This is a genomic window from Azospirillum oleiclasticum (genome assembly GCF_013423485.1).
GTDB classification, from domain to species: domain Bacteria; phylum Pseudomonadota; class Alphaproteobacteria; order Azospirillales; family Azospirillaceae; genus Azospirillum; species Azospirillum oleiclasticum.
This window is the reverse complement of record NZ_JABFFR010000033.1, coordinates 87669-101435: the sequence shown is the minus strand read 5'-3', so window position 1 is coordinate 101435 and position 13767 is coordinate 87669. Positions and strand designations below refer to the sequence as shown.

Here is a 13767-nt window from a genome sequence, read left to right as displayed (position 1 = left end):
CCGGGGCGGCGCTCACCAGCCGAGCGCCGCCCCGTCGCTGCGCGGGTCCGTCGCCCCTTCCAGCACGCCGTCGGGGCGGCGGACGATGGCGCCGGCGTGGCCCATGGTGCTGGTGAAGGGCTCCAGCAGCTCTACATCGTGGCCGGCCTCGCGCAGCGCCTGCACCAACGCGGGGTCGAAGCGGCTCTCCAGCTTGAGCGACACGCTCTGGTCGCCCCAGGTGCGCCCCAGCAGCCAGCGCGGCGCCGTCACCGCGGCCTGGAGGCCCTGGCCGAACAGGGCGTAGCGGCTGAACACCGCGGCCTGCGTCTGCGGCTGCCCCTCCCCGCCCATGGTGCCGTAGACCATGCGGCGGCCGTCGTCGAACAGCGCCATCGCCGGGTTCAGGGTGTGGAAGGGCTTGCGGCCGGGCTTCAGCGCGTTCCAGCCATCCTCCGCCAGGCGGAAGGAGGCGCCGCGGTTCTGCCAGGTGATGCCGGTGTCCGGCAGCACGACGCCGGAGCCGAACTCGAAATACACGCTCTGGATCAGGCTGACCGCCCGGCCCTGACCGTCGATCACGCCCAGCCACACCGTGTCGCCGGCCGACGGCGGCTGCGGCCAGGGCAGCGCCTTGCGGCGGTCGATGCGGCCGGCCAGTTCGTCCAGCAGCGCCGGGTCGAGGAACTCTTGAGCCGGTTTGCGCATGTAAGCGGGGTCGCCGACCTCGCGGTCGCGGACGAGGAAGGCCTGCTTGGTGGATTCCACCAGCCCGTGGATGTGGTCGAACCCCTCGGCCTCGCGCACGCCCAGCCGGTCGAACAGCGCCAGGATCATCAGGGAGGCGAGGCCCTGCGTCGGCGGCGGGAAGTTGAAGAGCTGCGCCGCGCCGACGCGGGTGGTCAGCGGCGTCACGCGGTGGGCGCGGTGGCGGGCAAGGTCGTCGGCGGTCACCGGGCTGCCGGCCTGCGCCAGTCCGGCGGCGATGGCCGCCGCCAGCGGACCGCGGTAGAAGCTGTCCAGCCCCTCGGCCGCCAAGCGCCGCAAAGTGCCGGCCAGCGCCGGCTGCTTCAGCACCGTGCCCTCGGCCGGTGCCTGCCCGCCGGGCAGGAAGGCGTCGCGGAAGCCGGGCACGTCGCACAGCTCGGCGTGCTTGGTCCGGCTCAGCTCCTCCTGGCTGGCGGTGACGACGATGCCGTCCTCGGCGTAGTCGATGGCGTCGCGCAGGATGCGGGCGAGCGGCAGCGGGGTCGACCAGCCGGCGCTGACCGCCAGCGCCGCCTCCCACCCCGCGATGGTGCCGGCCACCGTGTTGGCCGCCAGCGGCCCGCGCCAGGGGATGGCCGCGTGGCCCTGCCGCCGGTAGAAGTCCAGATCCACCGCGGCCCCCGCGGCACCGCAGGCGTCGATGGCGAGCGGATCGCGGCCCGGCTCGTGGATGATCCAGAAGGCGTCGCCGCCGATGCCGGTCATGTGCGGGTAGACCACGGCCAGCGCCGCCGCGACCGCCACCGCCGCCTCCGCCGCGGTGCCGCCGTCGCGCAGGACCTGCAAGCCGGCCTGACTCGCCAGATGGTGCGGCGAGGTGACCATGCCCTGGCGGGCGCGCGGGGTGTTCAGCATGCGGGGCTCTCCTCGGTGTCTCGGTCCTGCGGACAGGCCCCTGTTTGTATACGGACAGGGGAGGACGCGCCAGACGCCCTGTCCAGGAGCGCCCCGATGGCATCCGTCACCGCCCCATTCCGCCAGGGCCGCGACAGGGCCAACAGCGGCGCCAGATGACCACCCGCCGGCAGCCGGAGGAGCCCGGCCGGAGAGCCGAACTGCACCAGCCGGCGCCACAGGTTGCGGGAGTGGTAAACGCCGCAGACGTAATCGTTGTCGGCGTGCACGAGCAGTGCCGGCGGCTTGCCCGCGCCCACATGGCACACCGGCTGCGTCGCCGGCAGGTCGGCCACGCGACCGAACACCGCGATGGTGGCGGGGTGGTCCAGCGGCAGGAAGTCATAGGGACCGGACAGCCCGATCAGACCGGAGACCCGTCGCTCCGGCACCCCCGCCGCGGCCAGCCAACGGGCGTCCAGCGCCAGCATGGCGGCGCTGTAGGCCCCGGCCGAATGGCCGGCCAGCACCAGCGGCGCATTGGCCGCCGCACCCGCACCCAGCGCGCGGGCAGTCGCCGCCGCCGCGTCCTCCAGGAAGGCCGGAAAGACCCCCTCCGGCAGCAGGCGGTAGTCGGGGACCGCGACGCTCCACCCCATCCGCAGGAAGGAGGCTGCGGCGAAACGGTAATCCCGCCGCCGCCCCGTCGCCCACGCCCCGCCATAGACGAAGACGACAAGCCCCGCCCCCGGCGCCGCCCGCGCCGGCCGGTAGAGATCGAGACGGTGGCGCGGGTGCGGGCCGTAGCGCAGGGTCGTCCTCGCCGTGCCCCGCGGCAGCGGCGTCAGCAGGTTCAGGCCGGCGCAGGCTGCGGTGGTGACCGCCTGCCCCGCGGCGACGGCAAGGGACCGGCGGTCAGGCATCGGCCATGACCACGGCCCGGTAACGGTCGGCCGCCTCCGCCCACTGCGATTCCTCCGTCAGGTCGGCGCGCGAGGGGTGGATGCAGACGATCAGCGCCACCCCGCCCGCCGGCCCCGCGGCGCAGGGCAGGATCAGGCGGCGGTACCCGAGATCATGGTTGAGGAAGGTGAAGTTGCGCCAGGTGAACAGCGGCTCGCGCGTCCGCAGAACAATGGTGAAGGCGGACACGATTTCCGCGAACACCTTGCGGTCGTAGATATCCTTCAGCCGCCGCCCCTTTTCCGCCTTGCGATAGAGCCGGGTCAGCCGCGGCCCGACATAGCGGTAGGACGCGGTGTCGACGCCGCCGGACAGATCGACCAGCGCGACGTTGGTGAGCAGCCCCGGTGAGTCCTGGAGGCTCAGGGCCGCCACCAGCGGCAGGCCCGACGGGGCTTCCCTCACCGCCCGCTTCCAGACCAGCAGAAGCCGCCCGGCGTCCGCCGGCTCCACGGCGTCCAGCGACAGGGAATGCCAGGTCGAAGTCCATAGACGGTCGAAGAACGCCACCGCTGCCTCTCCGTTCGATGCCACCTTCTTACGGTCCGTGCGCGTCAGCGGATCGTCCGGCCGGCCCATGTGTTTCCGTCGCACCGTCCGACGCCCGAGGCCGCGCATGACCCGCCTGACCATCGACGAAGCCCAGCACCGCATCCGGCATTTCCTGACCGTCGATATGGTCTTGTCGTTCCGCGCTGTGGATTACGAGCACCCGGAACTGTCCGACAGCGTCGCCGCCACGTCGCTGGCCGACGTGCACCGCGCCAGGGTCACCCACAGCCATGTGCTCGGCGCCTCCGACTGCCTCTACCGGATCGAGGCCTTCGGCGACGCGCTGCTGATGAGCCTGCAGCTCAACGTCCGGCGCTTCGTGGCCATCTACCGCGTTCCGGTGAACGGCCCGGTGGACAGCAACACGCTGGCCCCGCATTTCGAACGCTGGCGGATCGGTGCCGGCCATGCCGGCTGGATGGTCGGCTGGCGCGACGGCACCGACCCCTGGAAACCCGAGCGCAAGGTGGTGGAGACCTATTGCTACGCCATGCTGGCGGAGGACTTCCTGGACAACCCGCTGGAGCAGCTCTACTGGCGCACCGACATCGTGCAGATGACGCGCGCCTTCCTGATCGAGGCCGGCCGCATGGGAATCCGGTTGTCCGCGGAGGGGTGACAGCGATGTCACGGGCGTCCGGAGATCGTGGATTTCGCTGGAGCGCGAAATGGTATACTCCTATGGGTGAGGGTCATGCCTGTCCGTGGGGGGGATTGACGTGTTCGATCTGGGTTTGGTGTCGCTGCCGGTTATCGCGCTATCGGCGCTGTTCGGCTATGCGGTCTTCTTCGATGTGGACTCCGTTCAGTTCCACAACATCGAAGTGCCGGCGTCTCTCGAGTATCAGGGCTACACGCCCCAGGTCGTCGCCTCCAGGCTGGCCCAGCAGGTCAAGCACATCAAGGAAGAGGCCCGCACCGCCCGGCAGATGAGCAGCTTCTCGCTGCCGGACGAGGAGAGCCCGATCCAGCAGCTCGGCCGCTACTACAACTTCCTGACACCGATCGTCGCGGCGCAGGAGTTGCTGGGGCTGGTCGAATACAGCGTCTTCGGCGACATGGTGAAGACCAAGAGCGGCCTGACCCTGACGGTGCACGGGCTGGCGTCACAAACCGGAAAGAAGTTCTCCTCCGTGCGAACCGGCGATGATCCGGAGGCGCTGATCCGGCAGGTGGCGCTGGACACCACCCGCTTCATCGATCCGTACATCGTCGCCTCCTACCAGTATGAACGGACGGTGGCCGAGGGCGGCGCGGACTTCACGTCCACCATCCAGGAACTGAAGAACTGCGTTCACGCCCTGCCCGAAAGCGACCTGCACTGGGTCCACAACCTCTGGGGCCTCGTCAACTTCCAGACCAAGCGGTATGACGACGCGGTCGAGCAATTCGATCTGGCGCTCAAGAAATCGCCCGGCTTCGTTCTCCCCGTGTACAACATCGCCCGCGTGCAGGCGGCGAAGGGCGAGCATGAGGCGGCCATCGCGACGCTCCGCAAGGTGCTGGAGATGGACAGCAAGACCAACTACCGCACGCCGCATGCCTATACCTTGTGGGCGGACCTGATGGTGACGCTTGGCCAGCCGGACCAAGCGCAGGAACTCTACCAAAAAGCGATCAAGGCCGGCCCGGAGTATGGCGATGCCTACGCCAACTATGGCAAGCTGCTGCGTACCCAGGGCAAGACGGCGGACGCCCGGATCTTGTTCGGCCAAGCCCTGAGGCTGGACCCGCGGCGGCAGGACATCCGCCAGAACCTCGACCCGCTGACTCAATGAGGCTGTGATGCGGCGACTTGCGGTCGCGCTGGGCGCAGTTCTGCTGCTGACGGGGCAAGCTATCGCCGCGGACGACGGCAAGGGCGTGCCGAGCATCGATGTGTCGACCATCAGTTGCCGCGACGCCACGGCACTGGCCGACGCCGACACCGACGCCTTCGCGTCACTCGCCCTGTGGCTGGACGGCTGGCTGAACGGCCGGATCAACGAGACCGGCTACCATCCGGGCGCCATCACGGCGCGGACGGCGGCGTGGAAAGCCGCCTGCCGGACGGCGCCCGACGCCACGCTGGTCTCGGTGGCGGGCGGGACGACGGCGGGCGCAGCGGCGGTGGCTGTGGCCGGTGACGGCGGTTTCGACATGGCCTTCCTCAAATGCTTCCAGTTCATCGATCTGGAGGCGGAGGACCGGTCGCGGGCGGTCGCGGCGATCCGCTGGATCGATGGCTGGCATGCGGGTGCACTGGGGGAGTCGGTGGTGAACACGGGCGGCCACCTGTACATGACCGACGCGGCCCTGCAGGGGTGCATGAAGCGCTCCTACCACCGCAAGAACGTGATCCGCGTGCTGGCCGGCAAGCACCGGTAGCGAGGCGCCATGGGCAACGTGTCGTCCCTGGTCCTGGTGATGGACCTGGCCGGCGTCTTCATCTTCGGGCTCAGCGGCGGCACGCTGGCGGTGCGGCACCGGCTCGATCTGTTCGGGGTGCTCGTGTTGTCGATGGCGGCGGCATTGGCGGGCGGCGTGGCGCGCGACCTGCTGCTGGGGGCGGCTCCGCCGGCGACCTTCCGGGACGACCGCTATCTGTGGGCGGCTCTGGCCTCCGGGCTCGCCGCCTTCTTCTTCCACCGGCCGATCCTGCGGCTGGTCAAGCCGGTGATGGTGCTGGACGCCGCCGGGCTCGGCCTGTTCACGGTGGCCGGCTGCAGCAAGGCGTTGGATTACGGCATGGAGCCGCTGCCGGCCGTGCTGCTGGCGGTGATCACCGCCTGCGGCGGCGGCGTGCTGCGTGACCTTCTGGTGACCGAAATCCCGCGGGTCCTGCGGGAGGAGATCTACGCGGTGGCGGCCTTGCTGGGCGCGGTGATCGTGGTGGCCGGCGGCAGGCTCGGCCTGCCAGACCTTCCGGTCGCCATCGCCGCGGTCGCCGCAACCTTCGCTCTGCGTGTCGTCAGCGTGGTTCGCGGCTGGAGCGCGCCGCGTGCGCCGGGAAGCTGACCCGCGCCGGTGAACCGATCGCCGTTCCCGCTGTTAGCAACTGCGGGAAGACGGAGAATCGATAGGTTCAGGGACACCATGATGGATTGGACGACGGCCGCAAGGGCGGCCGCCTCTCGCGGCGCGCTGTTGCGCCTGACGGCGTTTCTGGCCGTCCTGCTCGGCGCGGTCATGACGATGCCCGCAACGCCGGCGGCGCAGATACCCATCCCGGCCACGGCGGCGCCCGCCGCCGCTGCCCCCCCCGATCCGGCTGAGATCGGCCGGGTCATCCGCTCGCTGGAGGACCCGGCCCGCCGAACGGAGCTGCTGACCCAGCTCCGTGCGCTCCAACAGGCGCAGGCCGCGGCGGAGCCGGAAGTGCCGGCCGAGGGTCTGGGCACGCGGCTGCTGACGGTCCTGTCCGACAAGGTGGACGATCTGGGGGAGGAAGTCGGCACCGCCGGCCGCACCGTGCTCGACGCGCCGCTGGCGCTGTGGTGGGTGGAGAGGCAGATCACCGACCCCACCCTGCGCGCCACCTGGGGCCGGCTGCTGCTGGAGCTGACCATGGTGGTCGTGGCCGGCCACGGAGCGCGGCTGCTGATGACGCGCCTGCTGCGGCGGAGCCGGGCGGCGCTGGCCGAACGGCCGGCGGGTTCCACCGCGGCGAAGCTGCCGCTGCTGCTGCTGCGCGGCGTCATCGACCTGCTGCCGATCGTCGCTTTCGCCGCCGCCGGTTTCGGTGCCCTGTCGCTCACCGACCCGCCGCGCGCGGTGCGCCTGTCCGGCATCGCCTTCCTGAACGCCAGCATCTTCGTGCAGGTGGTGCTGCTCGCCAGCCGCATGCTGCTGTCGCCGCGCACGCCGACGCTGCGGCTGGTCGGGGTGGGGGACGCTCAGGCGACCAAGCTGCTGCGCTGGATCCGGGTGATCGCGCTGACCGCCGTCTATGGCGTGTTCATCGTGCGCACGGCAAACGCCCTTGGCATGCCCGACCCGATGTACGAGACGGCGATGAAGCTGATGGGCTTCATCGTCTCCGCCATGCTGGTGGCGATGGTGGTGCAGTTCCGCAAGCCGGTCAGCGGCTGGCTGCGCGGCGAGGTGCAGCCGGACGGCACCGCGGCCAAGCGGCAGGGGCGCACCGCCCGCCTGCTGCGTGGGGCCGGGCGGCGGCTGGCGGATGTGTGGCACGTGATCGCCATCCTCTACATCGTCGTCAATTTCGGCATCTGGGCGCTGGAGATCGAGGGCGGGTTCGATTTCCTGATCCGCGCCACGGTCATCAGCGCGGTCGCCATCGGTGCCGCGCGCCTTGCCGGGCGGCTGATCGTCAACGCCTCGACCGCCATGCGGGCCTGGCTGAGCGACCATGACGGGCGGACGCACTGGTTCGCGCTGCGCGCCCGGCGCTATGTGGGGCCGTTCGCCCGGTTGCTGCGCATCGCCGTGCGCGTGGCCGCCGCGGTGGTGGTGCTGGACGCCTGGGGGCTGGGGGTGAGCGACTGGCTGAACGGCCAGATCGGGCAGAGGATCACCGCGTCCGCCCTGTCGATCCTGATCGTGCTGGCTCTGGCGCTGGCGGCGTGGGAGTGCGCGAGCGGTCTGATCGAACGCTACCTGACGGCACCCGGCCCGGACGGCGAGCCGGTCGAGCGCAGCGCCCGGGCCCGCACCCTGCTGCCGCTGCTGCGCAACGCCTTCCTGGTCATCCTCGTCACCATGGTGATGCTGACGACTCTGTCGGAGCTGGGGCTGGACATCGCCCCGCTGCTGGCCGGTGCCGGCGTCATCGGCCTTGCCATCGGTTTCGGCTCGCAGACGCTGGTCAAGGACGTGATCACCGGCCTGTTCATCCTGTTCGAGGACACCATCTCCGTCGGCGACGTGGTGAATGTCGCCGGCAAGGGCGGGCTGGTGGAGGGTTTCACCATTCGCACCATGCGGCTGCGCGACTTCGACGGGACCGTGCACACCATCCCCTTCAGCGCCGTCACCAGCGTGTCGAACATGACGAAGGACTTCAGCTTCTACGTCTTCGACGTGATCGTCGCCCTGAAGGAGGACCCGGACCGGGTGGTCAAGGTGCTGGAGGACATCGGCCGCGAGCTGCGCGCCGATCCCCGCTATTCGTCGATGATCCTCGCCCCGTTGGAGGTCTTCGGCGTCGATGCCCTCCGCGAGACGGGCGTGCTGATCAAGGCCCGCATCAAGACCAAGCCGATCCAGCAGTGGAACGTCGGCCGTGCCTTCAACGGCATGATGAAGAAGCGCTTCGACCAGGAGGGCATCGAGATTCCCTACCCGCACCGCACGCTCCACGTCGCCAACAGTGCCCTGCCGCTTCCCACCACCGGCGGCCAGCCGGCCGAGGGTCGCTGGACGGACCCGCCGCAGCGCGCGGTGGCCGGGCAGCAATAGGGAGGAATGGCGCGGTCAGGACATCGGCAACGCTGACGCTGCATCCGGAACGGCGCGCCGCAGGTGCGGCGTCCGTATTCCGTCAGATTGCTTCCCAGATGCCCCGTGCTCGGATCGTGTCACGGAGCAGCGGCTGCCAGTGGGAGGTCGGCCATTTCCTTGATCCAGGGGACGACTCGTCCATCGGTCACGCCCACCTTCGCGGTCTTCACATGCCCAAACCTGGCGTGATCGGACCACGCCCCGGTCACAGCCCCAGATAGGCCTGCTTCACCGCCGGATCCGCCAGCAATTCCGCCCCGGTGCCGGACAGCGCGATGCGCCCGTTCTCCAGCACATAGCCGCGGTCGGCGACCTTGAGGGAGGCGGCGACGTTCTGCTCCACCAGGACGATGGTCATGCCGTCGGCCGCCAGGGTGCGGATGGTGCGGAAGAGTTCCGACACCAGCGCCGGGGCGAGGCCCAGCGACGGCTCGTCGAACATGATCAGGTCAGGCTTGCCCATCAGGCAGCGGCCGATGGCCAGCATCTGCTGCTCGCCCCCCGACAGCGTGCCCGCGGCCTGCCCCAGCCGCTCCTCCAGCCGGGGGAACATCGCCAGGACGCGGGCGAAGCTGTCCTTGGCACCGGCACGGGCGCGCGGGATGACCGCACCCATCTCCAAGTTCTCGCGCACGGTCAGGCTGGGGAAGACCTGCCGCCCCTCCGCCACCTGCCCGATGCCAAGATCGCAGACGCGGTGGCTGGGCTGGCCGGCGATCTCGCGGTCGCGGAAGCGGATGGACCCGGCGGCCGGTTTCAGGATGCCGGCGATGGAGCGGATCAGCGAGGTCTTGCCGGCTCCGTTGGCGCCGACGATGGCCGTGGTGCTGCCCTCCGCCACCGCGAGGGACACGCGGTCGAGCGCCTGGGCATCGCCGTAGAAGAGGTCGAGGTCGGTGACGGTCAGCATGGGTCCGGGCTTGCCACGCGGCGGACGGCGGGTCAAGGCCGATGCGCCCGTCACGCCGCGCGCCGGCCCTCCAGCTCCTCGACGGCGCGGTCGAGCACGGCAAGAACCTCGCGACTGGCAGCGGTCATTCGATCGAGAGCCTCCTTGCGGCCGGCGGTGTCGCCACGCCGCATCCGCTCCAGCGCCTCGCGCGCGGCGGTGTGGACCTCCTGGTGCGGCCCGTCGATCGTGGCGAGGGAGCGCATGCCCCGGCGCTCCTCGTCCGACAGATTGCCGAGCCAGCGGCCGAGGCGGCAGTGCAGATGGTCGGTCACCTCGTGGACCGCCAGTTGCGACCGCCCGACCATGGCGTCCATGATCTTTTTCTTGAAGGCGATGTGATCGTTCTTGGCAACCAGGAGCACCGCCGACGCGCTGCCCAGCTTGGCGAACTCGCCCACCTCCGCGTTCAGACCGGTGGCCGTGCTGTCCATCGCGGACAGCGTCTCCGTCAATTGCCGATCGTTGGCCTGGGCCAGCGCGGCGATGGCGGCCGTGGCCGCGGCCACCTCGTTGGCACCGGTCGCCTGTTCGCCGATGATGCCGGCCACCTCGCCCATGCGGCTGGCGACGGTGCCCACGGTTCGGCCGAGTCCATCGAGACGGGTGCGCAGCGAGTCGACCGAATGGCGGCCATCCTCCGCCGCCTTCGCACCGGACTGGAGATCCGCCACCACGGCGCGGATCGCCTCGTGCAGGTCGGCGATGCGCGCACGCACGTCGTCGGTCGCCCGCCCGGTCTGGTTCGCCAGCGTCTTGACCTCGGTCGCCACCACCGCGAAGCCCTTGCCGGCCTCCCCCGCACGCGCCGCCTCGATGGTGGCGTTGAGGGCGAGCAGGTTCGTTTGTTTCGCAATGGTCTCGATCTCGTTGACGATACCGCCGATACGGTCGGACACCGCCGCCAGCCCTTCCGCCCGCACGGCGGTCCGACGCACATTCTCGAACAGCCGTTCCAGCACCGCCGACGCGCTGTCGGACGCGGCGAGCCCCTCGCGCACCTCGGTGCCGGCCCGTGCGGCGTCGGCGGCCGCCTCGTCGGAATGGCCGGAGATGGCGCGGAGCCCGGCGCTGAACTGTTCGACGGCGGCGGCGATGTCGCGCGAGCGTCGGCCGGTCTCGTTCACCTCCTCCGACATCCGCACCAGCGAGACGATGCTCTCGTTCACCTGGATGGCGGCATCGACGACCCCGGACAGATGCTCCGCCACCGAACCGCGCATCGCATGTTCCCGGTTTTCAAGGTCGCCGGCGCGCACGGACAACACCGCCTCGCTGCCGGCGATCGCGCGGGCGCGGTCCCGCAGGTCGGCCAGGGCCAACGCCATGTCGCCGATCTCGTCACGGCGGGCGGTCGCGACGATGGGAATGTCGAAGTTCCGGGCAGCGACCGCGGCCATCACGTTCCGCAGCCCCTGGATCGGCCCCACCAACCCGCGCGCGAGCAGCATCCCCGCCACGCTGCCCAGCAGCACCGCGCCAAGCACCCCGAGCAGCGCGTTGTTCAGCACCTCGGCCCGCGCCGCGGCCTGCGCCGACACATCGACCGCGATGACCGCCGCCGCCGCCGCCCGGCCCCTGTAGTCGGGGATCGGCTCGGCCCGGACGGCGTAGGACCGCCCGTCCAGCTCATGGATGTGGACCGGGGAGGGGCCGGCCATGGCCGCCTGCAGCTCGTCCACGCCCGGCCGCATGCCGGCCGGAAGGTTGGAAGCGATGGTGCGCACCTCGTTGCCGTCCACCGTCAGGATGGCCAGCCTGGCGCCCCAGGCGGCTTCGAACGCGTCGGCCAACGGCTTGCCGAGGGAGGCCCCGAATTCCACCGTGCCGACCGGGCGGCCATCATGGACCACCGGCACCACGGCCCGGATGCCGAGCCCGGCCACTCCCGCCTCCACCCCCACGACCGGACGGCCGGTGCGGTTGGCCTCGACCACCGTGTGCCGGAAGGCGGACAGGTCGTCGCCGAACTTGCCCGGGCTGTGGAGCCGCAGGAAGGACGTGGCGGGCGCCGTGTGGAACTGGAACTGGTCGATGGCCAAGGCCCGATGCGCCTCGTCGTAGAGCGGTCCGAACAGGGCGAGCAATCCCGCGCGGTCTCCGGCCGCCATGGCGCCGCGCGCCGCGGGGAGGGCCGCCACCGCATGGGCCAGCGACGCCGAACGCTCCGCTTCCGCCTCGACGCGCTGACGCAGCGCCTTGTGCATCTCTGTCAGACGCACCGAGACCGCCTCGTCGATGGCGCGGTCGGCGTTGATCCAGACGGGCAGCGTCACCGCCACACCAGCGGACACCGCCACGAAGACGAAACCTGCCATGACCTTGGTGACGATGCCGATACGCATGGCGAACCTGCAAGCCGAATGGGGACTTCTCCTCACAGTTGGCGGCTCACCATGGCAAAGACAAGATTGTGCGCCGATAGAAACTCCGGTTGCGACAAAGCGTCCCAAGTCGAAATCTTACACAACCAAGCATATTCAAAACTTCTGCCCGACACACCATGCCGCATATGCTTGACCTGATCGAAGCGGGATGTGCACGTCACAGAAAAACACGCGCCATGAACCTATCGTTGCGCAGCCCTGGTCTCCATATCACCCGCCACGCGCGGCGACCGCCGCCTGCCGCAGCTCCCGCCGCACGATCTTGCCGGTCGTCGTCATCGGCAGGCTGTCCACGAAGGCGATCTCGCGCGGGTACTCGTGGGCGGCCAGCTTCACCTTCACATGCTCCTGGATCGACCGGCGCAGGGCGTCGTCGGGCGTGACCCCGTCGTGCAGCACCACGAAGGCCATGACGATCTCCGTGCGCAGCGGGTCGGGCACACCGACCACGGCGGCCATGCGCACGGCGGGGTGGCCGATCAGGCAGTCCTCGATCTCGCCGGGGCCGATGCGGTAGCCGGCCGACGTGATCACGTCGTCGTCGCGACCGACGAAGCGCAGGTAGCCCTCCCCGTCCGCCATGCCCTGGTCGCCGGTGACCAGCCAGTCGCCGATGAACTTGCCCTGCGTCGCCTCCGGGTTGCGCCAATATTCCAGGAACATGACCGGGTCCGGCCGGCGCACGGCGATGTGGCCGAGGCGGCCCGGCTCCAACCGGTTGCCGTCGTCGTCGATGATCGCCACGTCGTGACCGAAGGCCGGGCGCCCCATGACCCCCGGCTTGCCCGGCATGATGCGGGCACAGGAGGAGACGATCATGTTGCACTCGGTCTGGCCGTAGAACTCGTTGATCGCCAGCCCGAAGGTCTCCCGCCCCCAATCCAGCAGCTCCGCCCCCAGCGTCTCGCCGCCGCTGGCGATGGAACGCATCGCGGGTTTGAACCGGGCGCCGGCGTCCGGGACGGAGCGCAGCATCTTCAGCGCCGTCGGCGGCAGGAAGGCGTTGCGCACACCGAAGCGGCCGATCAGGGCGAAGGCCGCCTCCGGGTCGAACTTCTCGAAGCGGTGGGCGACCACGGTGATGCCGTGGTGCCAGGCCGGCAGCAGCACGTCCAACAGCCCGCCGATCCAGGCCCAGTCGGCCGGCGTCCAGATGCGGTCACCCGGCTGCGGCAGCAGGTCGTGCGACATCTCCACCCCCGGCAGATGGCCGAGCAGCACCCGGTGTGCGTGCAGCGCCCCCTTGGGCTGGCCGGTGGTGCCGGAGGTGTAGATGATCAGCGCCGGGTCGTCGGCCGCCGTGTCGACGGGGGTGAAGGCATCCGACGCCCGCGCGGTCAGCGCGTGGTAATCCAGCGCCCCGTCCGCCGGCCCGTCGATGCAGAGCACGGCGCGCAGCGCGGGAAGCCGGTCGCGGATGGCGGCCAGCTTCGCCAGCCCGGCCCGGTCGGTGATGACAGCCGCGGCCCCGCAATTGCCAAGCCGGTATTCCAGCGCCTCCACTCCGAAGAGCGCGAAGAGCGGTACGGCGATGGCGCCCATCTTGTAGGCGGCGACATGGCTCACCGCCGTCTCCGGCGCCTGCGGAAGCAGGATGCCGACGCGGTCGCCGCGGCGCACGCCCTGTGCGATCAGGGTGTTGGCCAGACGGTTGGAGGCGGCGCGGATGTCGGCGAAGCTGTGCTCCTCCACCCCGCCGTCGCGGCGCAGGAAGACCAGCGCGGTGCGGCCCGGGTCGGCCTCGGCCCAGCGGTCGCAGACGTCCACGCCGATGTTGTAGTGCGCCGGAATGTCCCAGCGGAACCGGTCCGCGATCTCCCCGTAGCTGGCGCCCTGCGGCAGCATCCCGTCCCCTCCCGTGACGACCGTTCGTTCACGCGCAGTCTACCCCCA

General features: G+C 70.5%; 11 protein-coding genes. 5 read left to right on the top strand and 6 right to left on the bottom strand.

The genetic code is table 11. The features are described 5' to 3' along the window. Positions 1 to 12: 12 nt before the first annotated feature. The 3 genes from HL658_RS28080 to HL658_RS28070 are packed head-to-tail and all read right to left on the bottom strand — an operon-like array spanning position 13 to position 3054. The gene (locus HL658_RS28080; protein WP_180285641.1) at positions 13 to 1602 is read right to left on the bottom strand and encodes a gamma-glutamyltransferase family protein; all 1590 of its coding nucleotides are present in this window, start codon (positions 1600 to 1602) and stop codon (positions 13 to 15) included. Next, positions 1596 to 2504, bottom strand: a complete 909-nt coding sequence (locus HL658_RS28075) for an alpha/beta hydrolase (protein ID WP_180285642.1) — start codon at positions 2502 to 2504, stop codon at positions 1596 to 1598. Before HL658_RS28075 ends, HL658_RS28080 begins: the two co-directional genes overlap by 7 nt. Beyond that, complete coding sequence (locus HL658_RS28070; RefSeq protein WP_180285643.1) at positions 2497 to 3054, bottom strand: hypothetical protein; 558 nt, start codon at positions 3052 to 3054, stop codon at positions 2497 to 2499. The genes HL658_RS28075 and HL658_RS28070 overlap by 8 nt, the downstream gene beginning before the upstream one ends. 106 nt (positions 3055 to 3160) lie before the next feature. On the opposite strand from HL658_RS28070, the gene HL658_RS28065 reads away from it, so the two are divergent. The 5 genes from HL658_RS28065 (at position 3161) to HL658_RS28045 (ending at position 8496) form a co-directional block, all read left to right on the top strand. Then, on the top strand, positions 3161 to 3715 hold the full coding sequence (locus HL658_RS28065; protein WP_180285644.1) for a hypothetical protein: 555 nt from the start codon (positions 3161 to 3163) through the stop codon (positions 3713 to 3715). Between the two features lie 100 nt (positions 3716 to 3815). Continuing rightward, a complete protein-coding gene (locus tag HL658_RS28060; RefSeq protein ID WP_180285645.1) occupies positions 3816 to 4874 on the top strand; it encodes a tetratricopeptide repeat protein in 1059 nt (352 codons plus the stop codon). Positions 4875 to 4881: 7 nt separating this feature from the next. Beyond that, complete coding sequence (locus tag HL658_RS28055; protein ID WP_180285646.1) at positions 4882 to 5463, top strand: HdeA/HdeB family chaperone; 582 nt, start codon at positions 4882 to 4884, stop codon at positions 5461 to 5463. A gap of 9 nt (positions 5464 to 5472) precedes the next feature. Next, a complete protein-coding gene (locus HL658_RS28050) occupies positions 5473 to 6093 on the top strand; it encodes a trimeric intracellular cation channel family protein (RefSeq protein ID WP_246337968.1) in 621 nt (206 codons plus the stop codon). An 81-nt stretch (positions 6094 to 6174) separates the two neighbouring features. Further along, positions 6175 to 8496, top strand: a complete 2322-nt coding sequence (locus HL658_RS28045; RefSeq protein ID WP_180285647.1) for a mechanosensitive ion channel domain-containing protein — start codon at positions 6175 to 6177, stop codon at positions 8494 to 8496. 247 nt (positions 8497 to 8743) lie between these two features. Here the strand turns inward: HL658_RS28045 and HL658_RS28040 are convergent, their stop codons facing one another. The 3 genes from HL658_RS28040 to HL658_RS28030 form a co-directional block, all read right to left on the bottom strand. After that, complete coding sequence (locus HL658_RS28040) at positions 8744 to 9448, bottom strand: ABC transporter ATP-binding protein (protein WP_180285648.1); 705 nt, start codon at positions 9446 to 9448, stop codon at positions 8744 to 8746. Between the two features lie 50 nt (positions 9449 to 9498). Next, positions 9499 to 11832, bottom strand: a complete 2334-nt coding sequence (locus tag HL658_RS28035) for a methyl-accepting chemotaxis protein (protein ID WP_180285649.1) — start codon at positions 11830 to 11832, stop codon at positions 9499 to 9501. A 252-nt stretch (positions 11833 to 12084) separates the two neighbouring features. Then, a complete protein-coding gene (locus HL658_RS28030; RefSeq protein WP_180285650.1) occupies positions 12085 to 13719 on the bottom strand; it encodes an acyl-CoA synthetase in 1635 nt (544 codons plus the stop codon). Positions 13720 to 13767: the final 48 nt, after the last annotated feature.